At 67.5% G+C, this 22,723-nt stretch carries 14 protein-coding genes and 3 pseudogenes; 4 read left to right on the forward strand and 13 right to left on the reverse strand.

Going from position 1 to position 22,723, the window contains the following annotated elements; translation table 11 throughout:
- Window positions 1–519, forward strand: a 519-nt coding sequence (locus ACWCQ6_RS26235) for a phosphodiester glycosidase family protein (protein WP_451093143.1), incomplete at its 5' end; no start/stop codon positions are given.
- A gap of 55 nt (window positions 520–574) precedes the next feature.
- Window positions 575–1,603 (forward strand): alpha/beta hydrolase, encoded by a 1,029-nt coding sequence (locus ACWCQ6_RS26240; protein ID WP_451093145.1) that lies wholly within the window; start codon window positions 575–577, stop codon window positions 1,601–1,603.
- Window positions 1,604–1,652: 49 nt separating this feature from the next.
- Here ACWCQ6_RS26240 and ACWCQ6_RS26245 read toward each other — a convergent pair whose 3' ends face one another.
- From ACWCQ6_RS26245 to ACWCQ6_RS26275, 7 genes are all read right to left on the reverse strand, one after another.
- A complete protein-coding gene (locus ACWCQ6_RS26245) occupies window positions 1,653–2,111 on the reverse strand; it encodes a CBS domain-containing protein (RefSeq protein WP_451093190.1) in 459 nt (152 codons plus the stop codon).
- Between the two features lie 194 nt (window positions 2,112–2,305).
- On the reverse strand, window positions 2,306–3,379 hold the full coding sequence (gene sbnA / locus ACWCQ6_RS26250; protein WP_451093192.1) for a 2,3-diaminopropionate biosynthesis protein SbnA: 1,074 nt from the start codon (window positions 3,377–3,379) through the stop codon (window positions 2,306–2,308).
- Between the two features lie 209 nt (window positions 3,380–3,588).
- Window positions 3,589–4,659, reverse strand: coding sequence for a 2,3-diaminopropionate biosynthesis protein SbnB (sbnB, locus tag ACWCQ6_RS26255; RefSeq protein ID WP_451093147.1), 1,071 nt, complete (start codon window positions 4,657–4,659; stop codon window positions 3,589–3,591).
- The gene (locus ACWCQ6_RS26260) at window positions 4,656–5,660 is read right to left on the reverse strand and encodes a TauD/TfdA family dioxygenase (RefSeq protein ID WP_451093149.1); all 1,005 of its coding nucleotides are present in this window, start codon (window positions 5,658–5,660) and stop codon (window positions 4,656–4,658) included. Before ACWCQ6_RS26260 ends, sbnB begins: the two co-directional genes overlap by 4 nt.
- Window positions 5,661–5,683: 23 nt before the next feature.
- Window positions 5,684–8,938 carry a non-ribosomal peptide synthetase gene (locus tag ACWCQ6_RS26265; protein WP_451093151.1) on the reverse strand — a complete coding sequence of 1,085 codons (3,255 nt, stop codon included), beginning with the start codon at window positions 8,936–8,938 and terminating at the stop codon, window positions 5,684–5,686.
- Window positions 8,939–9,001: 63 nt separating this feature from the next.
- On the reverse strand, window positions 9,002–11,530 hold the full coding sequence (locus ACWCQ6_RS26270; RefSeq protein WP_451093153.1) for a Pls/PosA family non-ribosomal peptide synthetase: 2,529 nt from the start codon (window positions 11,528–11,530) through the stop codon (window positions 9,002–9,004).
- A gap of 558 nt (window positions 11,531–12,088) precedes the next feature.
- Window positions 12,089–12,775, reverse strand: a complete 687-nt coding sequence (locus tag ACWCQ6_RS26275) for an HAD family hydrolase (RefSeq protein ID WP_451093155.1) — start codon at window positions 12,773–12,775, stop codon at window positions 12,089–12,091.
- Between the two features lie 570 nt (window positions 12,776–13,345).
- Here ACWCQ6_RS26275 and ACWCQ6_RS26280 point away from each other — a divergent pair.
- The gene (locus ACWCQ6_RS26280; protein WP_451093157.1) at window positions 13,346–13,987 is read left to right on the forward strand and encodes a ScbR family autoregulator-binding transcription factor; all 642 of its coding nucleotides are present in this window, start codon (window positions 13,346–13,348) and stop codon (window positions 13,985–13,987) included.
- A 600-nt stretch (window positions 13,988–14,587) separates the two neighbouring features.
- Here ACWCQ6_RS26280 and ACWCQ6_RS26285 read toward each other — a convergent pair.
- From ACWCQ6_RS26285 to ACWCQ6_RS26300, 4 genes are all read right to left on the reverse strand, one after another.
- Entirely contained in the window at window positions 14,588–15,643 is a 1,056-nt protein-coding gene (locus ACWCQ6_RS26285) for a helix-turn-helix domain-containing protein (RefSeq protein WP_451093159.1), read from the reverse strand.
- 319 nt (window positions 15,644–15,962) lie between these two features.
- A complete protein-coding gene (locus ACWCQ6_RS26290) occupies window positions 15,963–16,598 on the reverse strand; it encodes a hypothetical protein (RefSeq protein ID WP_451093161.1) in 636 nt (211 codons plus the stop codon).
- Window positions 16,598–20,269 (reverse strand): S8 family peptidase, encoded by a 3,672-nt coding sequence (locus ACWCQ6_RS26295; RefSeq protein ID WP_451093163.1) that lies wholly within the window; start codon window positions 20,267–20,269, stop codon window positions 16,598–16,600. The genes ACWCQ6_RS26290 and ACWCQ6_RS26295 overlap by 1 nt, the downstream gene beginning before the upstream one ends.
- Window positions 20,270–20,741: 472 nt before the next feature.
- Window positions 20,742–20,936 (reverse strand): hypothetical protein, encoded by a 195-nt coding sequence (locus tag ACWCQ6_RS26300; RefSeq protein WP_451093165.1) that lies wholly within the window; start codon window positions 20,934–20,936, stop codon window positions 20,742–20,744.
- A gap of 309 nt (window positions 20,937–21,245) precedes the next feature.
- Here ACWCQ6_RS26300 and ACWCQ6_RS26305 point away from each other — a divergent pair.
- A pseudogene (locus tag ACWCQ6_RS26305) lies at window positions 21,246–21,747 on the forward strand (SRPBCC family protein); the annotation flags it as partial.
- A 411-nt stretch (window positions 21,748–22,158) separates the two neighbouring features.
- Here the strand turns inward: ACWCQ6_RS26305 and ACWCQ6_RS26310 are convergent.
- Together ACWCQ6_RS26310 and ACWCQ6_RS26315 are read right to left on the reverse strand one after the other, a co-directional pair.
- Window positions 22,159–22,317: pseudogene (locus tag ACWCQ6_RS26310) on the reverse strand (ABC transporter permease); the annotation flags it as partial.
- A 95-nt stretch (window positions 22,318–22,412) separates the two neighbouring features.
- A pseudogene (locus ACWCQ6_RS26315) lies at window positions 22,413–22,722 on the reverse strand (ABC transporter); the annotation flags it as partial.
- Window position 22,723: the final 1 nt, after the last annotated feature.

Here is a 22,723-nt window from a genome sequence, read left to right on the forward strand (position 1 = left end):
CGCTTCGACGATCTCGTCGAGCTTCTTCTGCACGTCCACCGTGTGCTCGCCACTCTCTACAGCCGATTGGAGACGGACGGGACGACTGTAAGGCCCGACGGCAGCGGGCGCAAGGTCTCCCCATCACCGGCGACCAGCATCTTCAACGGCGGCCCCGAACTGGTTCGCGACGGGCGGCTGTACGTTACGCCTGCCACCGACGGAATGGTGCAGCCCGGCAACGCGAGCTTCTACTACGGCTGGGCGCACAAGCGTAACCCACGCACGCTGGCCGGGGTCGACACCGCCGGCAGGACCGTGTTCGTCACCGCCGACGGACGCAGCACGGACGCGCTCGGGCTGAGCATCCCCGAGAGCGCCGCCGTCGCCAGGGCACTCGGCCTGCGCGACGCCGTCAATCTCGACGGCGGCGGGTCGACCACGATGGTGGTCGGCGGAGAAGTGATCAACAACCCGTCCGACGCGGCCGGCGAACGCCCAGTCGGGGATGCACTGCTGATCCTGGCGGACCGGGGCTGACCCGACCCGGCCGAAGAGCACCGGAGCCACCGACCACCGACCGCCGGGAGCCGCCATGACCGCCGTACCGATCCACCGATCCCGCCTCCTGCTCCTCCTTGCTGCGCTGCTGCTCGCCCTCGCATCGACCCCGTCGGCGCTCGCCACCGCCTCGACAAGGTCACCTGTCCGGGAGGCGGGGGCCTCTGGGGCCCCGGCACGGGGCGCCGAGGTCGTCGCGGTCGCCCGGGTCGCCGACCGGCAGGTCGACCTGTCCGTGCGTTCCCCGGCCCTCGGCGGCCGGACGGTGAACGTACGTCTGCTCACGCCCGATGGCTGGAACCCGGGAGACCGAAGTCGCCACTGGCCGACGCTCTGGCTGCTGCACGGCTGCTGCGGGGACTACACGTCGTGGACCGCCCGGACCGACATCGCACGGACCGACAGCCTGCGCGACGTCCTCGTGGTCATGCCGGAGGCCGGCTGGAACGGCTGGTACAGCGACTGGTGGAACCAGGGCCAGGGCGGTGACCCCGCGTGGGAGACCTTCCACACCAAGGAACTGCGCCTGCTCCTCGAGCACGGCTGGGGGGCGAGCAGCAACCGCGTCGTGGCGGGACTCTCGATGGGCGGCCAGGGCGCCCTGCTGTACGCCGCCCGGCACCCCGGGATGTTCAAGGCGGCCGCGGCGTACTCCGGTTCCGTGCACCCGCTGCTCAACGACGAGTCGACGAACCGCATCATGGGGTTCTTCGCCGGCCAGGGCAACGACCCGCTGAGGGTCTGGGGCGACCCGGTCGCGCAGCGTGACGTCTGGGCGGCCCACGATCCGTTCCACCTGGCCAAGCGCCTCACACCGATCCCCGTCTACCTGTCGTGCGGTGACGGCACCGCCGGCCCCTTGGACCCGCCGGGCAGCACGAGCGCGCTCGAAGCGGACTTCAACAGACAGAACCACGCCCTTGCGAGCGAACTCGAACGCAAGGGCGCGAAGCACCTGACCACCAACTTCTACGGACCGGGAACCCACGGCTGGCCGTACTGGCAGCGAGAGTTGCACTCCTCGCTACCGATGCTGCGCCAAGCCCTGAGGGCCGACGGCTGAATGACCGCCTGTCGGCCCTGGACCGGCCCCTGTGCGGTTCGGCGGGACCTCAGTCCCTGGACCGGCCGGACGTCCCGGCGCCCGCGTATACGTGGCTCGCGAACTCGGCGATCTGTTCGTCGCTCAGGTTCTTCGCGAGATTTGCCTCCGTGATCATGCCCACGAGGCGGTGGCCGCCTTGGACGTCGATCACCGGCAGCCGCTTGATCTGGTGTTCCTCCATGGTCGCCAGGACGTCGCCGGCGTCCGCTTCGGCATCGATCCAGTGCACCTTGGCCTTGAGCGATCCGGCCTGCACGGTTGCCGGGTCGATGCCATCGGCGCAGCATTTGACGACGATGTCACGGTCGGTGATCAAGCCTGTGAGCTTGTTGTTGTCGCCGCAGATGGGCAGGCAACCGACGTTCAGATCGCGCATCATCTTCGCCACGTCGAGCAACGACTGGTGTGCACCGACGCACTGCACGCCGCTGGACATGATGTCTCGTGCTCGCAGTTTCTCAGCCATGATGTCCTTCCGTTCCGCCGGCGTCTCCTCCTCCTCATCGATCACAACACGAATGGCTCGGCGCCGCTCCTCAAAAGCGTCGGCGATACAGGGATCCCGAGCGTCGCGCCCGACCGGATCGGATCCGAGCGGCCGGGGCGGACATCGGGGAAGCCCTCTCGGTGCTGCCGGCTCCTCGGACGGAGCGCCCGGGGTCACGGAACCGGCCCCGGTTCCGGCTGCCCTTGCGGCTGCCGGTCCACAGGGTCCGGCCGACGGCCCCACCGTGTCGCCGGCGGGGGAGCGACTGCCCAGGAATCGGCGGCCTCCTTGTCGGAGTCGAGCACGTTCTCACCGTAGAGATCCTGCAGCCAGTTGGTCTGGTAGATGGTGTCGAGGTAGCGCTCGCCGAGGTCCGGGCCGACGGCCACCGCGGTGAGTTCGCGCGCGTCATGCCGGGCCAACCAGTCCGTTGCGCCGCTGATTACCGTGCCGGTGGAGCCGCCGAACAGGAATCCGCGCCTGGCCAGACGATGGCAGGCACGTATGGTGTCCGCCTCCTCGACACGAATCACCTCGTCGACATAGGACTCGTCGAGCAGCGGCGGTCGTATGCTCATGCCCAGACCGGGAATCATCCGGCGCCCCGGTGAACCGCCGAAGGACACCGAGCCGACGCTGTCCACCGCGACGATCCGCACCGGCCGGTGCCATTCCCGGAAGTAGCGCGCACAGCCCATCAGGGTCCCGGTGGTGCCTGCTCCGACGAACAGGACGTCCAGCTGCGGGAACCGACGGGCGACCTCCGGCGCGGTCGTGCGGTAGTGCGCCTGCCAGTTGCTCGGGTTGGTGTACTGGCTGAGCCAGACATACCGGTCGTCGGAGGCACACAGCGCGCGGAGGTAGTCGAGCCGCGCGCCGAGAAAGCCGCAGCCGGCCTCCTGCTCGGTGATCACATGTACCTGGCTGCCCAACGCCTCCATCATCATTCTGTTCGACAGATTGCCGCGGGAGTCCGTCACACACAGGAACCGGTAACCCTTGCTCGCCGCGATCATGCTCAGCGCCACGCCGAGGTTTCCGGACGAGGACTCGACCAGGATCGATTCAGGCGTCAGGATTCCATCCCGCTCAGCGGCCTCCACCATTGCGGTCGCGGCCTTCAACTTGATCGAGCCGGCGAAGTTGAAGCCCTCACACTTCAGGAAGAGCGAGTGCCCGAAGATCGGCCGGAGGTCGACATAGAGATCGTCTTCGTTGAACGCGTAGGGAGTGGATATGACGGGCACCATGGTCTCCTCAGTCCGGTGCAGAGCACTTTCGGAACCGTCCGGCTGTGGGCGGGCTCCTCGCTTCTGCGGGCGGGACCCCGTCTCCAACCGGCGGGACGGGGCCCTGTGTCAGCGGCCGCTGTCTCGTGGGTCAGGACCAGCTGCGACGTGACGGGTGGTCTCTCCGGGGAGCAGCCTCGAAGGAGCCTGCTGCGCTCCCGGCCGGCTCATCCGTACCGGCTCAGTTCGTGGAAGAAGTCGTCGACGACGTGCAGCTCTCCGGAGCGGGCCACTTCTGTGTACACGTACTTGCCGACCGCGAGGTCGAGCACCCCGAGGCCGAAGGGCGAGAACACCACCGGCCGGTCCGCCGGCACCGTCACCCGCCCGGCCATCACGTCGTCCAACGTGCCGTGCAGGAAGTCCCGGTTGCCCGTGAGCTGCTCGGCCAGATGCGGCGACGTGTCGGCCTTGAGGCAGTGCTCGACGTCATCGACGATGTTGGTCGAGGCGAGCAGGATCTCCGGCGCGAGGTCGCGCAGCGACACATGCAGCACCAGCGGATTGTGCGAGAACCACGACGGATCACTGACGTGCGGTTGACCGGCAACCGTGGCGAAGATGACCAGGTCGCTGTTGCGGATCAACTGCTCGGCGCTTTCGTGCACGGTGATGCGGCCGACGGTGTCCGACTGCTCCAGGTAGCACCGGAAGCCCGCCGCGCTGTCGGCCGACAGGTCGTGTACGCCGATCTCGTCGAACGACCAGCCGGTGCCGGCCAGGAAGGTGTGGATGTAGCGGGCGATCAAGCCCACCCCGAAGAACCCGACGCGCGCCGGTTTCGGCCGGTCGCGGCTGAGCCAGTCGGCCGCCGACGCCGCCGACGCGGCCGTCCGGGTGGCGCTGATGATCGAACTCTCCAGACAGGCGAACGGATAGCCGGTGTCATGGTCGTTGAGGATCAGCACTGCCGATGCCCTGGGGATGCCGGCCGTCACGTTCTCCGGGAAGCTGGAGATCCACTTCAGGCCGTCCACCCGTGTCTTCCCGCCGATCGAGGCGGGCAGCGCGATGATCCGGGAGGACGGGCGGTCGGGGAAGCGCAGGAAGTACGACGGCGGGTTCACCGAATCACCGGCGCCGTGCACCCGGTAGGTGGCCTCGACCAGCTCCGTGATCCGTTTCTCGCATCCGTGCAGTGTGCGCTGGACCTGGGCACCGGAGATCACCGCGAACGGTGGCACGGTGGTCGGTGCCACCCTTGCGGGCTTCGGCGCGGCGGAATCGATGGTGGTCATCGCGCAGTCACCTCGACGGTCGGCGAGCAGTCGTCCAGACGCACCGGTTCGGCCATGGCGACAAGCACCTCGCGTGGTCCCTCGAAGGGCTCCCTGCTGTGCGCGGTGCGGACGTTGTCGACGACCATCAGGTCGCCGGCCTGCCACGGTTCGCGAACGGTGTTCGCCTCGTAGACGCTGTTGAGCAGTTGCACGACGTCCTCGCCGATCGGGTCGCCGTTGCCGAATCGGGTATTGAACGGCAGCCCGTCGGCGCCGTAGACGTCCACCAGGTACTCGTGCACCTCGGGGGCCATCGTCCACTCGTTGAGGAACGCGATCTGGTTGAACCAGCAGCGTCGGCCGGTGACCGGGTGGCGCACCACGGCGCTGCGGCGCTGTCTGGTGCGCAGTCCACCGTCGGGCTGCCACTCGAACGTGATCGCGTTGGCGCGGCAGTAGCGCTCGACGGCGGCCCGGTCCTCGGTGCCGAAGGCCTCGGCGACCGACGCGCCGATCTCGTCGTTGTAGCTGCGGGTGAGCAGCCAGCCCTCGCGTTCGAACCGCTCGGTCAGTTCGCTGGGCAGTGCGTCGAGCACGGTCGGCGAGTCGGCCACCGCGGTCGCCCCGCCGCCGGTGGGCGCGCTGAGACAGGCGAACATCATCAGGCCGGGGAACTCAAGCGTGTAGCTCAGTTCGTGGTGCATGCACATGGGCTGGTTCGGCGGCCACTTCGATGAGGAGTACACCCCGTCGGAGTAGGTCTGCCGGGGTGCGAAGGCCTCCCGCTCGGCCATCAGACCGGTGGCCAGCTTCGAGAAGACGGCTCCGGTCCCGGCGGCGTCACGCAGTCCGAGGCCGCGGACCAGGACCGAACCGTGCTCGGCGACGACTGCGCGCAGCGCGTCCCGGTGCTCGGCCGCCCAGGCCGGCGCGTCGCCGGTGACCTCGGCCCGTAGCCGTGGGGGCTTGCCGGGTTCCAGTTCCACGTCGACCAGCGACGCCGTGGATGTGGACGACATCTCGATCTCCTTTCAGCTGAGAGTCAGGAAGAAGCGAACATTTCGGTGGCCTGCAGTACGGCCTTCGCGGCCTCGGCCGGACGGGTACGCAGGAAGTAGTGGCCGCCGTCGGCGATCTCGTGCAGGTCGACCTGTCCGGCCAGAAGCTGCCAGTCGCGGTACCGGCGCGGGTACTCCGCCGTGTTCGGGTCGTCCGCGGCAACGACCACGGTGACCGGCGCGGACAGCTTCTGCGCGGGCGGGTGCTCCAGGGCGTCGGCGAAGTAGCGGTGAGCGGACACGCAGTCGTGCCGGTAGGCGGCTCCGACGTGTTCGGTGTGCTGCGCACCCAGCTCACCGAGCGCGGTGCAGCCGCCGTCCGTGCTCAGGTTCGCGGCGATATCGGCGTTGCTCCGCCCGGTCAGCTCGGCGATGGTGGCGCGCCGGTCCTCGGCGTCACCGAGCAGTTGTGCGCCGAGGAACACCCGTTGCACGTCCACTCCCCGCTCCCGCAGCTTGCCGGCTGTCTCCAGGGCCAACGCGGCGCCCGAGGAGTGGCCCCACAGCAGGACGCTGGTCAGACCACGCCCGGTGATCTCGTCGACGACCTGCTCGACCACCTGTGTCATCGGCGCGAGCGGCTCGTTCTCGGCGGCCATGTCGTGACCGGGCAGCTCGACGGCGTAGACCGCCGGTCCGCCGTCCGGCAGCGCCCTGGCCATCGGCTGGAAGTTCACCGCGTTGCCGCCGGCGTAGGGGAAGCACACCAGGGCCGAGGTCTGCGCGCCGTCCGATTCCGCCAGCGGCTGAAGCAGCCCGGCGCGCCGCTCGGACCTGCCGTCGACCAGCCCGGCCAGATCGGCGAGGACCGGGTGACGGGTGACGTCCTTGAGGGACACCGCACGGTCCAGGACGATGGCCAGCTTCACCGCCGACAGCGACGTGCCACCCCGGTCGAAGAAGTGGTCCCGTCGTCCGATCCGGTTCTGCGGGATGCCGAGCACCTTCGCCCAGGCGGCCGCCACCCGCTTTTCGGTCGGCGTGTCCGGCTCGCGGAAGTCGTCTTGGACGACATCGAGTTCTCCGGCGAGTGCCTGCAGGCTCCTTCTGTCGATTTTGCTGTTGGCCGTCAGCGGCAGGGCCTCCCGCCAGTGAAAGGCCGACGGGACCATGTACGCGGGCAGCGACTCACCGAGCCGTTCCTGCAGGACGTCGACCTGGAGCGGCTGCCGGCCGGAGTAGAACGCCACCAGGTGCTTGCTCTGGTCGGCCCGCTCGGCGACCACGACCGCACCGTCGCGAACACCGGGTACCTGCAGCAGGGTGTTCTCGATCTCGCCCATCTCGATCCGGAAGCCACGGATCTTCACCTGGGTGTCGCGGCGGCCGAGGAACTCCAGCTTTCCTCCGGGCGTCCAGCGGCCGTAGTCGCCTCCCCGGTAGAGCCGGGCGCACTCACGGTGCGGATCGGCCAGGTAGGCCTGCCTGGTGCGTTCGGGGTCGTTGATGTATCCGCGGCCGACGCAGATGCCGGAGAAGACGATCAGACCGGGGGCTCCGAGCGGCACCGGGATCAGGTGCTCGTCGACGACGTAGACGTGCACGTTGTTGACCGCGGGCCCCAGCAGGACCCGGTCTCCGTCGGGCGCCCGGTCCATGACCTCGTGGTTGGTGTCGTCCGAGGTCTCGGTCAGCCCGTAGGCGTTGACCAGCTTGATCCCGGGCTGGGCGGCGAACCAGCGCTGCACGAGTTCGTTCTTCAGCGCCTCTCCGGTGACCGACACGCACTGCAGGTCCGGCAGCTCGCGGGGGTGCTGGTTCAGCCAGGACACGACCACGTCCAGGTAGGAGGGTACGACCTGGAGGACGGCGACCCGGCCGTCGACGATCTTGTCGACGAACCGCTGGATGTTCAGGATCACTTCCTGCTCCACCAGCAGGGTCCGCCCCCCGACCAGGAGCCCGGACACCAACTGCCACAGCGAGATGTCGAAGCATTGGGGCGCGGTCTGGGCGACCACCTGTCCCTCGCCGATCTCCAGGTCGTCGATCTTGGCGTAGAGGTGGTTCAGCATGCCCGCGTGCTCGCACATCGCACCCTTGGGCTCACCTGTGGAGCCGGAGGTGAAGTAGATGTAGGCGAGCTGGTCCGGTGCCACGTGGAGACCCAGATCGTCGTCGGCATGGTCTTCCTCGTAGGCTGAGCCGACGAACAGCCTGCGGACCCCGGGCAGTGAGCCGAGGGCCTGGTCGAGCGTGGCGGTGCTGCCGGGTTCGGTGAGCACGAGCCCGCATGCGGCACGGGAGAGCATGGTCACGAGGCGGTCGGCCGGGAAATGCGGTTCGATGGGCAGGTACACGCCGCCTGCCTTGAAGACCGCGAGGACGGCGACCATCCAGTCCAGGTTGCGCTCGGTCACCACCGCTACGACACCCTCGGGGCGCAGCCCCCGCGCCAGCAGGGCTCGTCCCACCCGGTTGGCGCGTGCGTTGAGTTCTCGGTACGTCAGCCGCTCCTCCCCGTGCACCGCGGCTACGGCATCCGGGTTTGCCGCCACCCGCTGCTCGAAGAGCTCGTGGAACCGGTGGTCCGGAAGCTCCCGGCGTGGACCGGCGAGTTCTTCGAGCTGGAAGTGGAGTTCCTCGGCGGAGAGCAGGCTCTGCCGCCCGTGCTCGGCGTCCGGATCGGCGGCGATCAGCGCGAGTGCGGTGAGGTGGTATCCGGCGATCCTGACGGCGCAGTCCTCGTCGAGCGAGTCGGTCCGATAGCGCAGCCGCAGCACAAGGTGGCCGCCGCGCTGCGAGAACCCCACCCACAGCACGGTGTTGCCGGCGAATTCGCCGCCCACGCCATGCGGATCGAACACGACCTCGATGGACGGCTCGGCCAGGCCCAGTTCGCGCCTGAGCTCATCGACCGGGAAGTCCTTGTGCGACAGCACATCCGACGCGACTCGATGGGCGTCCAGCAGCAGCGTCCGCCACGAGTCGGGCTCGGCCGTCAGCCGGCAGGGCAGCGGCCGGCCGCCCTCCGCACCGACATATCCGGTCGCGACCTCGTGCTCGCCGGACAGCGCGGCGATCACCTTGGCGTGCGCTGCCAGCAGCACCGAGTCGAGCGGCACCGCCAGGTCCTTGGCCAGCCGGCCCAGGGCCGCCACGACGTCGTCCGGGATCGTCGCCTCGTGTTCGCCGAGGCCCTTCACCGGATTGAGCGTCCACCGCGGGATTTCGGTGAATCCACCGGCGACGAGCACATCGCGCCAGAAGTCCCGGTCGGCCTGCACTTGCATTCCCATCTGGCCGTCCCTCTCCATTCGTGTTCGCTACCGTGCTGTTCCGCGCAGACGCGGGCGGAGCTGCTATCCCTTCCGCGTCAGCGCCGCGGGCTGATCCGGGGCGTCTCGCATCTCCGTGGCGGGGTTCCCTCCCCAGCGCGCGTACTCGGGGACCTCTTCGCCTTTCATGAGGAAGGAGTCGGGCGCGAGCACAGCGCCGGTGCCCATCGTCACGCCGTAATGGACATGGGCTCCCACACCGATGGTGCAGCCGGCTTCGAGAGTGCTGCGATCGGATTTGAAGGTGCCGTCCTCCTGCGAGTGGCACTGGATCTTGCTTCCCGCATTGAGCGTGCAGTCGTTCCCGATGGTGGTGAGTGTCCGCTCCGTCACGTAGCAGCCGTCGTCGAAGACCCTGCTGCCGATCCGAACCCCCAGCATCCGCCAGATCACGTTCTTGAACGGGGTGCCGTTGAAGACGTCGAGGTAATTGTCGGGCACCTTCCAGAGGCGCTCGTGCCACCAGAAGTAGGGGTCGTAGATGGAGCACACCCTCGGTTGCAGCGAGCGGAATGCCGCGATGCCGCGCTCCACCAGTACGAAGTAGACAGCGGTGAACCCGAGGCTGAACACCAGGAACGCGGCGATCAGCACATGTCCGTAGGAGTCGTACAGCTCGGCGTTCGCCAGGCCGAACATCGTGAGCACGAAGAAGTGCAGCCACCGCACGAGCAGGAAGAAGACCATCGAGCGGATGTTGTAGCGGTTCTTCGCAGCGAGTCTGCGGTGCAATTCGTCGCCGGTGCGCAGATGGTCGAACCGGGAATCGCGCTCGACCGACCGGGGAATCTCGAAGCACGGCGAGCCGAGCAGCCCCACCCCTTCTCGCACCTCGCCTTCGAGCGGAACCATCACCTTCGTCGCGAGGAGACAGTTCGCGCCCGTCCTGGCCCCGGAGGGGTAGGCGATGTTGTTCCCGAGGAAGTTGTATGACCCGATCGAGGCCCGGGACACCCGGAAGGACGTGCTCGAATAGTCGGCGTTGATGACGGAGAGCCCGTCGGCGACCATCGTCCCGCTCCCGACCGAGCACAGGAACGGGGTCTCGTGCTGCACTTCGGTTCCGAAGTTCGACCCGGTCTGCTCGACCCGGGACAAGTCGTATCCGATGCTGCGCAAGTAGTGGACGATGTAGGAGCTGTCGCCGAACAGCCATGCGAAGAACTTGATGTTGGTCATGCGCCCGATCGCCCGGTGCACCGAGTAATGAAACCCGTACAGCGGATATACCTTGTCCGGCTGGACGACCAGGTTCAGCAGGCGCGGAACGGTGAGCATCACGGCCAGGCCCACGACGAGGAGACCGAAGAACAACAGCAAGGACAGGACCAGCGCGTCGATGAGGAGATCCGGCGATGTGAGCCCCGCCGTGCCGGGCCCCAGCCGGTCGTGCAGTGCCGGGACCAGGGATACCAGCATGTACGCGCCCCCGACAGTCAGTGGCACGTAGAGGAAGAGCAACTGAAGCACGGTGATGAGACCGAACCCGGCCCGGCGCAGCGTGCCGCATGCGGCCGGCCCGACCCTCAGGTAGTCGTGCTGCGTGAGCTGTGCCGGGGACCCGTGCCAGCACTGACCGTCCGGGACCGCCTGGCCGCTGTACAGCGTGGAGGTGTGGCCTAGTTGAGCCCCGTCGCCCATCGACGTGTCGATGTCGATCACGGTCATCTCGCCGATGAACACGTCCCGGCCGAGGGTGACCCGGCCGGTCTGGATACGGCCGGCGTGCGCCCGGTAGCAGCGGAAGAACGAGTCCTTGCGGATCACCGTGCCGGCGCCGACTGTGAGCAGGTCGGTGCAGACCGGGACGCTGCGGGAGAGGATCGTGACCCCCTTGCCGATCCGTGCGCCCAGCGCTCGCAGGTACAGCACGTACAAGGGATTGCCGACGAAGAGGATCATCGGGTTGGCGTGGATCAGCACTTTGACGGTCCAGAAGCGCAGATAGGTCAGACCCCAGACCGGGAACTCGCACGATTTCCACCGGCCGATGAGGAGCCATTTGGCCGCGATGGGGAAGGTGCACAGACCGACGAAGACGATGCCCCCGAAGACGAAGGACCGCAGGTAGACATCGATCACACCCGACCCGGCGGAGACCCAGGCATAGCCTCGGTCGGCAACGAGTCCGGCGAGGAAGGAGTAACCCAGGAACAGCAGGAACTGGAGGGTTCCGCAGACGGCGTACCGCACCGTGCTGACCGGGGTCACCACCTCGGCCGGCGCCGGGAGCGACGGCTCGACGGGCGCGGCACTCGCGAGCCCCGTCGCCAGGCTGCGGATCGTCGGGTGCCGGTAGATGTCCTTCATGGACGCCGAGGGAAGGTCATCCCGCTTCCTGACTCGTGCGCAGAAATGGGCCATTACCAATGAGTTGGCGCCCAGATCATCGAAGAAATGGCCGTCGATCGACACCCGTTCGACGCACATGACGTCAGCCAGCACCTCGGCGAGATTCTTCTCGATGCTGGTCTCGGGGCCGGTGTACTTGCCTGTACCGATTGCGGATTCATCCGGCCCGGGCGTCAAGACGTCGAGGGATTTCTCCTCCATGCGAGCTCCTTGAGGAACTTTTAAGCGTCGCCGCCATTGAGGTCGGCGCCCCGTACTCGCTTTTCGATGGCCGGAGCGAGTGGTCCGGAAGTACACGAGGTCGGGATCACCTGTCCCGATCCCAAACCGCTGATTCAGTCTTAGCCGACCACCATCGGGCTGCCACTCGAACTCGGCCGCAGTGGTATGGCAGTAGCTCTCCTGGTTCACTCCTCGCCCACGAAGCCCCCCGGCGGGGCGGCGATGAACTGCGCATGCGTCCGGGGAGGTACTGCATGCGAGTGGTTCGTCCCTGATCCGGGAGGAGTTGCGCCGGGGGCGTGGGCGGTGTCGACAGGCGGGGCATCGCGGCTGTGAGGCGGCGGAGCGACAGCCGCGTGCCTATCGACGGTGGCGCGGTGGCACACGCGGCCGCAACCACCCGAAGTCACTCGATCAGTGGAGTACGCCCGCGCGCCAGCGGAGTGATCGTGGTCATGCTCCGAGACCATTCACCCGCTGGTGTCATAGTGCGGCTGACGGATCACGAAGCGACGGCTCAGGGCGGACTGGGGCGGATCAGATGGTCCCGTCCGCCCAGCCCTGGGCCCACGCCTGAAGCGCCGGATCAGCCAGAGTGCGCAGCCACAGGTCGGCCTGGTCAGCCCCGTCTTCGGTCGGTCGAGGTCCCACGCCGAGTACGCGCATGCCTGCTCTCCTGGCCGACTCGACGCCGGTGATCGAGTCCTCCACTGCCATCGCGTCCTCCGGCCGCACGCCGCACAGACGGACCGCGGTGGCGTAGACATCCGGATGCGGCTTCGGCAGCAGTCCGTCGCCCGCGACGACGACATGGGCGAAGCAGCTGAGCAGACCGACCCGGGCGAGGCTGGACTCGACGACGTCCAGCGGGCAGTTGCTGGCGACCGCGAGCGGGATATGGCGGGCAGCGAGGCGGACCAGTGCCGCCGCACCCGGCAGGGTCACGGGGTCTTCGGCAACGAGCGCCATGAAGTGTCTCAGGAGCGCATGCGTCATGTCGTCGGCCAGTCGCGGCTTGCCAGTCTCTCTGGCCATGAGGCTGCCGCAATCGGTGTAGTGCACGCCCTTGGCCCGTTCGGCGAAGCCCGGGCGGGGCTTCAGCCCGAACTCTCCGAAGACCCGGCTGCGCGCGTCCTGCCAGTGCCGTTCGGTATCCATCAGGGTTCCGTCACAGTCGAAGACGATGGCAGCCGGGGACCAGGTGAAGATGTGACGAGGTGTCATTTGCCTGCCGTTCTCGAAGAGCGCGCCACCCCGCGTCATCAGTGCTCGCAGTAAGAAGCAGGGGCTGCGGAGAGGCCCGCTCGGCCGCAGAAGGTGCGCTGTCGAACGAGCCCCGCTCGACCGCGCGTTAAGGCCGATGCTTCGCCTCCGGGTCGTCCAGCGATGGACATCGTCCGATCTGCTCCGGATGACCCCAGAAACATCGTGATGACTACGTTAATTTCCGGACCGAGAAGGCGCAATCATCATTTCGAGTGTTTGACTGCACGCCCATTTCCAGGTACTCGCGAAGGAATCACAACGACTCGCGACGAGTGAATGAGACCCCTCGTCCATTCAACTCTGTTGCAAACAGGGGGACTTGGACTCGCGTGCCAGGCCTCTGGAGGTCGATGACCGCACTCGACAGCACCGGTGCAGGGGGGATCTCCGCGAGGGGCCGGACTCACGCACGACTCAAGAACAATAATAATCTCCACGCATTAATGGTGCGGAGCGCCGTCAGTGCGCCGCGGCGCACGACTTTCCGGATCAGGAAAATGAGAACTGACGAACGAAGGTGGAACACACATGCAGGACAGGGCGCGCGCGACCCGAAGGTCTCTACTGGAAGCCGCAGCACACCTTTTCGTTGAACGAGGGTACGCACGTACGAGCATCAATGAGATCAGCGACCTTTCGGGGCGCACCAGCGGGGCCGTTTACTTCCACTACTCCAGCAAGGAGAAGCTGGCATTGGCGGTCGTACGCGAACAGTTCGCAGCCTGGACGTCGTTGGCCGACCGGTATGCCGCCCCCGGGATCCCGCCGCTGGAGAAGCTGGTAGCTCTCAGCTTCGATGTCGCCAAGGCGCTGCGCGACGATGTCATGGCCCGGGCCTGGGCGCGTCTGTGGGCTGAGCGCCGCACCATCGATGTCGCCATACCCACGCCCTTCGCCGTCTGGACGGCCGCCGTCACGCGCCTTCTGGCCGAGGCGCGTGCCGAGGGCGAACTGGCCGACGAAGTCGAGCCGTCGGGCACCGCCAAGACCCTGGTGTGCGCGTTCTTCGGGCTGTACGACCTCACCGAGGAGATGACGGAGCACGAGGACCTCTCCGACCGGCTGCACCGGTGGTGGCTGCTGATCCTGAAGGCGTTGCAGGCACGCCCCGAGCCCGCCGCCCTGGTGGCGCGGGCCCTGGCGCACCACCGGCCGACACCCACCGGGTGAACCTCCCGAGCGTCCACTTCTGTCTCGGTGCCCCCTCGCCCGCCTCGAAGTCGCCGCCGCCCTGCGGCAGCTGTTCACGCGCTTTCCCGACGCCCAACTCGCTGTACCCGCCGAGGAACTGCAGCCCCTGCCCACCCTGATCGGCAATGGACACGTCGCGCTGCCCGTTTGCCTGCGGCCGGTAGCCGACTGAGAGCCACACCAACGACAAGGGCGACTGGCTGGAGTGGCATTCACGACCGGTCGGCGAGCTGGAGGAGCCCGATGTCCTCCGCAGAGGGCTCGATGCCTTTCGTCGACACGTTGCCGGGAGTGCCGCAGCCGCCAAGACCGCCGGCCCAGGAAGGCGGCTGTCAATGAAGTCTCCGCTGTCGCAGTCGAGCGTGGATCTCGCGCGGCGGTGCGGATGCACCAGGCCGGTGCCGGGATGCCCGCCGTCCGTATGGGCATCGTGCTGCCGACAGCGCCCTTCGGGCCGGTTGCCGACCATGCCTGCAGCCGCTGCGGTTGCCGGGTAGTGGTCGGCCGACCACGACGACCATACGCCGCGACGAGCGGCACCCGGTCCTCCAGGGGCAGGCCCCACAGCCACCATCACGGCTATCCGGCGGATCTCCGAGCGGTCGTGGCCGACGCCGGTGGTACGGCCCGGAGACAGGATGTCCTTCCACTGCCGTTCTGCTCGGCTTCGAGCCATCCCGCCCGTGCCGCATGGAAACCCAACTGCATGCGATTGTGCACTTTCGCGATGTCCATGAGGTGCCGAATCCGGCGCTGCACCGTCCGCAGGGAGGTGCGCAGTTGGGTGGCGATCGCCTGGTCGGTCAGGCCGGTCAGCGACAGGCTGAGGACCTGTGCATCCAGATCGTCGATGGCGGGCGCGTTCTGCAAGGCACCTGCGGAAGTTACGAACTGTGTTGCCTTCTCCCATTCGGACTCGAACAGTGCGATCAGCGCGTCGAGCAGACTGCTCTCGTGTACGAGCAGGGCTCCCGCCTTTGCGGCGTTGGCCGAACCCAGGAGTGGAACAATGGCCAACTCACGGTCCACGATGAAGAGTTTCAGCGGCACCGTGTCGGCGATCCGGACCTCTTCTCCTGATGCCTGCGCCTGGGCGATCTCGCCGAACGACGGGCCTCCCCCGTCGAACAACGCGTGTTCGACTATCACGCGGTAACGGATGCCGCGTTCGATGACCGTGTCGTCGGTCATGTTGCCGGGTGAAAAGAGCGGCGCCTTGGCGAAGTTCATGATCTCTTTCCGTGCGCCGAGCTGTATGTGCCCGACGCGTTCGCGGATGGCCTCGGTGCCATGGATCACGTCGACGACTTCCGCGACGCCGCGCCCGAGGGTGGCCGCGCGGTAGGTTTCGTCGAGGGTGTCGAGTTCGAGTTCCGCCAGTTTGAGTTCGTTCTGTCGCTGCACCAGGAAAGCCCGCAGCGCCGCCGCCGGTGGGGACGCGACGAACCGAGCGGTGTTGCCGAGGCTGCGCGCGGCGAGCCCCTGGCCTTCGAGCCTGCTGAGGACGCGCACCACCTCGCGGGCGTCGCAGCCGACGAGCTCGGCGAGTTCGGCGGGAGTGGCGGAGGCTACCGAGACCAGGGTCCGGTAGGCGTCTGCCTCTTCGGGGGTGAGTCCCAGCACGTCTGACAGCATGATGCTTCTCCGTCTGTCCTTCGGAACTTCGGCCTGGCGTTCGTGTCATGGAGGTGCCAGCCGCCCTCGATGTGTCATCAGGGGGAGAGGGCACCGGAATGCGGACCGTGGTGTGCCGTGGGCCGGTACAAGCGGCACCGGCCCAACGGCCTGATCAAGCGGTGTGTGCAGAGCAGTTGATCGCAGACGTTCTGCGATCGTTGCCCTCGTCCGCATCCGGCGAGGGCTCGCCGGAAACGCGAGAGACGGCCGGAGCGAACCTCACGTCTCGCCCCGGCCGTGACCCCTCCGGGTCGGTCTACCGCTTCATCGGTTCACCTCAGCGCAGCCTGTACGCCTTGGGCATGGTCTGCTTCACCTTGTTCCCCGCACTGTCGGTCGCGGTGATCCGCAGTGCGACTCCTTCGGGTGCCTTGTCACGCTTCGGGTGCTTGATGCGCGCGGTGAAGGTGTTCTTCCCATCGGCCTTGGTGCTCACCGACTTCCAGGTCTTGCCACCGTCGAAGCTGGCCTCCGCCCGCAACTCGGTCACGGTCGGTGGCGTGCTGAGCCGATCCTGGTAGTAGCCGGTGACGGTGATGGGGTGCAGCCCGTTGGCCTTGGCGGTGTTGTCCAGCCCAAGGCCCAGGTCGTACCGCAGGAAGATCAACGGCTCGGGACGGCACGCACCGGGATCCTTGACGACGACGTCCGCGATGCACGGCTGTGACGTCGGCGTGTCGGACTTGGCCGGCCGGTCGGAGGTGTACTCCCACATGGTCTTGGCGCCGTTGGTCTCCGTCTGGAACGTGTAGCGGGCCGATTCCGCAGGCAGGTCGTACGAGATGACGTCGGCCTTGCACCCCGCCAGCGCGAGCACTGCTACGGCTGCCGACGCCGCCAGGTTCACCTTCCGGCGCCATCTCGATGGCGCGGCCGCGTTCATCGGAGCGGTCTCCTTTCCCATTTCGGTCATCACCGCCCGCTCCTCGACGCCAGGTCCGACGCGTTGCCGGGCTCGCCGAGCTGGAAGGCGAACTCGACCGGGTTGAGCTTTTGCTGGAGTTCGTGGCCGGCGTCGTCGAAGAGGCCTACCTTGCAGGCGGGGGGCTCACAGGCCTGGATCCCGTAGATCAAATGGGCGATACCCGTGTCGTTGAGCATGCCCATCATGGCCTGGCGACCGCCCCCGCCGCTGGTCTGGTACAGGGTGGGCCAGAAGCGGTCGCCCTCTCGGCAGCCGGCACACGGCAGGCCGGTGTCGGCGGTGAAGCCCGACTTGGTACGGACCTGGGGTACCGCGCCGGGAAGCGACGGACCCTCGTTCCAGTCGATCGTGTTCTTCTTGCCGAGCACCAGGTCCTGAGTTTCGCTCGGGCCAGACGGACTTGCCACGGACGGCGCGAGATAGTCCCTGACGGACATCTCGAAGCGGTCGATCGCGTTGTCGTTCCGCGGCCCGACCAACGTGGTGAACTGCCGCTGACTGTCCGGCTTGGGCAGCATGCCTTCCTCTGTCACCGGGCCGGACTTCGTCATCCGGTTCCAGCTGAAGTGGGGAATCGCGCCGGGCTTGTCGGCGTGGAAGCGGTGATCGACGCGGTCGAGATCCTCGGACTGGACCTGGTACGGCAGGTTGCCGGGAACCCGACCGGGGGAGTCGAAGGCCAGAGCGTAGGCCTTGGACACTTCGCGACTGCCGCCGAGTTCGATCTGTACGCCGGACTTCGCTCCGCCCTCGATCCGCCGGATCAGCGTGGCGGCCTGGGCCGGGGGTACGGTCACGATCGGCAGCGCTGCGTAGGGGGCGACCGGCGGGCAGCTGTCGGGGCCGTTCTCGCACCTGTACTGCCGGAACGACTCGTACTTCAGCAGGGCGACCCGATCGGTTTCGCCGGTCACCAGCACCCCGACCGCGCCCTCGGCGGCAGCCGCCGCCACTCGCTCACGCAGTGCGGTGAAGTCGCAGGTCGTCTCGCAGATGTCGGTCGGCTTCAGCAGCACCAGCGCACCCTTGGTATCGACCTTGGCGAGTTCCTCGGCCGAGCCGGTGCCCGCGTAGACGACGGGCTTCTTCCCGTTGATGGGCAGTCGGGGAATCGCCGACCGCACGAGGGTGGATACGGGCTTCCCGTCCTTCGTCCACCTCTGGCCCCCGCCGTTGATGGTGGTGTCCGGTGTCGCGTAGCGGGCGTCCAGGTCGAACGAGTCGCCGTGCCCCCTGACCTTCATCGTCACCGACGGCGGTACCAGGACATGCCGGCTGAAGAAGTCGAGCGTGCCGAGGCTGACCTCGCCGGCGGTCGGCAGTGCCCACCAGTTCGGCTCACTGGGACCGTATTCGGTGCCCAACGACGCCGTGATCCCCCAGCCTCCGTCCACGGAGTTCCGCTGGGTCTTGAAGGCTGCCGTGTATGTCTCGGTCCGCTCCGGGGTGTTCACCTTGATGGGCTTGACCTTCCGAAGGTCCAGCTCCACTGTGGTCGCCCCGGTGACCTCCACCTCCGGCACCATCGGTGCGGCCATGTTCAGGTCGCCGGCCGCGTCCCGCCACGTCACCCCGAGGGCCGCCGTGACAGTGCCGCCGAAAACCCGTGCCTTGATCGTCTCGCCGCCCGGTACCGTCAGCGGCTTTTCGTACAGGCCCAGCTTGTCCTCGTCGACCGGGACGATTATCGCGCTGCCGTACGAGACATCGGTGGCGCCGGCCGGAGGAATGACCTTGATGTTCAGGTTGTGGCGGATCGGCTCCACATAGGTCGAGATCCGCGATGATCCGAGCAGTGTCCCCGCGCTGTCCTTGGCGGTCAGGGCGCCGGTGTATGCGCCGTACTGCCCGGAACTGTCCACCACCCTGCCGTCCATGGTCACCGTCACATCGGCCGAGCCCTTGGCGGGCACGGTGACCTGGTCGTCGCTGAGGGTGAACAGCCCCTCCACTGCGGGCTTGCCCGCGTAGGAAGCCGAGGCGGAAAGCGTAAGAGTGATCGGCTCGTCGGTCCAGTTGCTGTAGGTGACCGTCCTGGACACCGGCGAGTGCGGGTATTCGGCTCGGCCGAAGCTCAGGCTTCCGTCGGGGATGATCTTCGGATCGACCGCGCGGGCCACGTCCACCCGGCCGGCGCCCTGCGCGAACAGGTCGTGCCCGAGGTCCTTGGAGGTCGCCATCAGCAGCGACTTGATCTGCCGCCCGGTGAAGTCCGGGTGCTGCTGGGCGATGATCGCCGCGGCACCGGCCATATGGGGCGAGGCCATGGAGGTGCCGCTGGCGGACGTGTAGTAATCGTCCACGGGCTTGCCCATCCCGGTTCCCTTGGCGCGGGCCGCGACGATGGCGACGCCCGGCGCCGAGATGTCCGGCTTGACCGCGCCGTCCCCGACGCGGGGTCCGCGGCTGGAGAAGCGGGCCATCTGGTCACTCTTGTCCACGGCCGCGACCGTCAGCGCCTCGTCGGCGGCACCTGGCGCCCCGACCGTCTCGGCATCCGGGCCGGCGTTGCCCGCGGAAATGACGAACAGGGTGCCGTAGGTGCGGCTGAGCGTGTTGACCGTTGTGCTCAGTAGGTCCTTCCCGTCGGAGGGCGCGCCGCCGAGGCTCATGTTCACCACGTCGGCACCGGACTTGGCGGCCCACTCCATGCCGGCGATGACCGCGGAGCCGGCGCACGAGCCGTCCGGACCGCAGACTCTGCCGATGGAGAGCTTCGCACCGGGCGCCACACCGCGACGCAGCCCGTCGGAGGCCTGTCCGGTGCCGGCGATCGTGGACGCCACATGGGTACCGTGTCCGTGTTGGTCCACCGTACCGCTCGGGCTGTTGGTGAAGTCGACCGCCTCGGCGATCCGGCCGGCGAGATCGGGGTGGGTGGCATCGATGCCACTGTCCAGCACCGCGACCTTCACGTTCGAACCGTCGTATCCGCGCTCCCAGGCGGCGGGCGCGCCGATCTGCGGTACGGACTGCTCGAGCTGCAGCTTCGTCAGCTCGTCCAGCCACACCTTCCCCACCCCGGCCAGCGGGCCGGTCGCCAGGGAGGCGGACTTGCCGGTGTTCTTCTTCCGTACCTCTCGCCACCACTGACCGTTGCCCTTGATGGTCATCGAGCGGCCGTTGATGCTCGGCAGCACGGCCTTGGCGGTCGTACCGGTGGGGGCTGTCGCCGTCCGGGCGCTGGTCTTGCCGGTGTACGTGGCGATCACCGGGACCTCGCCGGTCCTGCCCTCGGCCGCCCAATCGGCCAGCTTGGCGAGGTTGAAGAGCTCCCAGTCCAGCGCGTCGGCACGGAGCAGCGACAACGCGTCTTCCGGAACGACGTAGACCTGGTCGTTCCTGGTGACGGTGTGAAAGAGAACCGACTCGTTCCCGGGCCGCGCCGCGGGCACGATCTCACGGACGACCGGCTTCCGGTCCTTGGTGAGGCCGATCTGTACCTTGTCGCCGGTGACCAGCGTCAGCGACAGGTTCGCCCGATTTCCGGCGGCAGCCTGGAGAATGCTGTCGCTGACCGAAGCCGGCAGATTGAGGGAAGTAGGGGCAGACGGAGCCGGAGTCGGGTTGGAGGCGTTCGCCGCGGTGCTTGCCATGACCGTCCCGAGGACGGTCATGCCGACGGCCGCGGTGACCAACCGTCGCCTGAGACGCCTCATCGCAAGACCTTCCGAGATGCCGTTGTTTCGGGTTCGCCGTGAAAGTGGTGCGGGGGATGCATGAGCGTCTCCTACTCATCGCGAGAAAGAAGTACTTGCTGCATTCATTCGGCAGATACTTTCGGGGTCTGCGCCGACCGAGGGCAACCGCTTGGCAGTGGCGGCTTTCTTCCATGACGCAAACCCGCCACGACAATCGGTCGGAAACCCGGCGTGGGAACGCCAAAGCGGTCGTCAGAAGGGACATCTCCGGTCCCGCGTTCGCTGATCTGGAGCCGCACCGATGATGTGATGCATCAAGCGAGCTGATGCGGACGTCAGAAATCTCGCAAATGTCCAGTCTTTTCGAGCTGCTGATCTCGGCAACGCGGAGAAACGGCAAGATATTTGATTGCCGGTACAAAGGGGAGCCTCTGGCACAAGGGCGTACCCTGTGCCAGAGGCGCGGTCAGGAATGGGCTGCCCGCGCGGGTCAGCGAACGGCGTAGGCCTTGATCAGGGTCTGCTCGATCTTGTTGCCGCCGGCGTCCTGTGCCTTGACGCGCAGGGACACGTAGCCCGATGCCGGGTTGTTCACGGACACCTTGTAGCTGCCGTCGCTCTTGCTCTTGAGCTTCGTGGGCTGCCAGGTGGCACCGTCGTCGGTGGACGCCTCCACCTCGATCACGTCGATGTCCGGGGTGGTGCCGTTCTGGAGGACGAAGGCCAGGTCGAAGTGGTAGTTCTAAGCCCTGGCCCCATGAGCGCCGCCATTCACCGAGGGCTACCAGACCTTCAACGGGCTGAACCGGCAGACGATTTGGATTCTGCGCTGTCTGGAGGTGAACGACTTCGCCGGGTGCCGGGCGATGTGCACGGGCGGGGCCACTGTGTGGCAGAACGACGGACAGGGGGAGCGGGGGATCGACGCGACGCTGCAGCAGTTCAGGGCCTTTGCTGCTGACGTCGATGCGCTGCGGTACGACGTGGTCCGCCCGGGGACGGCGTCGATCCCGACGCGCGTTTTCGCCACAGGACCGAGACCGTGATCCACGCGCCGTTGCGCACCGACTGGAAACTGCAGACGGACGTGGCGCGCTGGCCGTCTTGGCAGGACTCGGTCAAGACCGCGGAACGCCTCGACCGCGGCCCCTTCCGGAAGGGCTCGGCGTTCTGGTGGATAATCCCGGCCCCCCCAACCCCGCGACTCGGCGACCGAGCTGGAGATCACCTCGACTGTCGAGCAGCTCATGCCCCACTTGTGCATCCGCTGGATCGGCCCCGCGATCGGTCAAGGGCTACGCATCGACGGCGTCCATGTATGGAACTTTGCCGCGGTCGAGGGCGGCGTCCGTGTGAGCACCGAGGAAGCCCACTCCGGTGCCCAGGTCGACGCGGACGTGCCGACCGCGACGGAACTCCTGCGCCGGGGCCTCGAAGAATGGCTGCACGATCTGAAGACCGCTGCCGAGGCCCGCGCCGACGACCGGCGGAACTGAACGGGTGAACTGTCGCAGGCCTCCCCGGCCCGTACCTCGGGGCCCGCCGGTTTTCACTTCACTGCGAGGAAGTCCCCGTCCTCCGTTGGGGCTTCGCCAGGTGGCTCCAGACCCGGTAGTGCGTCCCGCCGTTCACCGCGTACAGCTTCGCACAGGGCACGGCCGTCCCGGACGGGATCCCGAAGCGGGGCTGACCGGGATCCGGGTGCGACGCCTGGCCGCCGGACGCAAACACCGGCAGAAGCTCATTTCTTGACATAACAAGCAGAACGCAGTAAAGCACGCGGCGTCCGTGGTGACGGGACGCCGATGCCGGCGGGACGGAGGGCGCTGCGCGACCGCGGGGTGTCCCGGGGCGGAGAATCCGCCCCGGGAAGGTCGGGGCTGCGGGTGATTCAGCCCGGGCTAGGGTTACCGCGTCTCGCGGTTGAACAGCGACCTCGACCGGTAGTAGTCGAGTACGGCCGGACCCACGCACCAGACCACGGTGAGCCACCCGTTGTGGCCGATCCCGCTGCCCAGCAGCAGGCCGCGCAGGGTCTCGATGGCGGGCATGTCAGGACCGCGTTCAGGGTCAGCGCCAGACAGCGCCGCGCGTACAGCAGATTGCGGTGCACCATCGTGGTCGAGTCGCGCATGGCGAGGGACAGGGAGGGACAGGGAGCTCATCGGACGGCCTCCTTCTCGGGCTGGTTGAGATCACCGGCCAGCGCGATGAACACATCGTCGAGATCCGGGGTGTGTACGGTCAGCTCGTCCGCCTCGATGCCCGCGGCGTCCGGCCGGTCGAGGATCGAGCGCAGCTCGCGCCGAGTGCCGTCGCTGGAGGCCTGGCGCGCCGACGCCTCAGACCAACTCGCCGATGATCTGCCAGGTGTTGTGGCGGCTGCGCGGGTCGAGGCCGGTCGTCGGCTGGTCGAGGAAGATGATGCGCGGGCTGCCGACGAGTGTCATCGCGATGTCCAGGCGGCCCTTC

The organism is Streptomyces sp. NPDC001880, from assembly GCF_053594575.1.

Excerpts from the sequence above, each read along its gene's own strand:
- ACWCQ6_RS26245 (WP_451093190.1), bottom strand. The coding sequence starts at position 2,111 with ATGGCTGAGAAACTGCGAGCACGAGACATCATGTCCAGCGGCGTGCAG.
- ACWCQ6_RS26270 (WP_451093153.1), bottom strand. The coding sequence starts at position 11,530 with ATGGAGGAGAAATCCCTCGACGTCTTGACGCCCGGGCCGGATGAATCC.
- ACWCQ6_RS26240 (WP_451093145.1), top strand. The coding sequence starts at position 575 with ATGACCGCCGTACCGATCCACCGATCCCGCCTCCTGCTCCTCCTTGCT.
- ACWCQ6_RS26295 (WP_451093163.1), bottom strand. The coding sequence starts at position 20,269 with ATGAGGCGTCTCAGGCGACGGTTGGTCACCGCGGCCGTCGGCATGACC.
- ACWCQ6_RS26280 (WP_451093157.1), top strand. The coding sequence starts at position 13,346 with ATGCAGGACAGGGCGCGCGCGACCCGAAGGTCTCTACTGGAAGCCGCA.
- ACWCQ6_RS26265 (WP_451093151.1), bottom strand. The coding sequence starts at position 8,938 with ATGGGAATGCAAGTGCAGGCCGACCGGGACTTCTGGCGCGATGTGCTC.
- ACWCQ6_RS26290 (WP_451093161.1), bottom strand. The coding sequence starts at position 16,598 with ATGACCGAAATGGGAAAGGAGACCGCTCCGATGAACGCGGCCGCGCCA.
- ACWCQ6_RS26260 (WP_451093149.1), bottom strand. The coding sequence starts at position 5,660 with ATGTCGTCCACATCCACGGCGTCGCTGGTCGACGTGGAACTGGAACCC.
- sbnB (WP_451093147.1), bottom strand. The coding sequence starts at position 4,659 with ATGACCACCATCGATTCCGCCGCGCCGAAGCCCGCAAGGGTGGCACCG.
- ACWCQ6_RS26275 (WP_451093155.1), bottom strand. The coding sequence starts at position 12,775 with ATGACACCTCGTCACATCTTCACCTGGTCCCCGGCTGCCATCGTCTTC.
- ACWCQ6_RS26285 (WP_451093159.1), bottom strand. The coding sequence starts at position 15,643 with ATGCTGTCAGACGTGCTGGGACTCACCCCCGAAGAGGCAGACGCCTAC.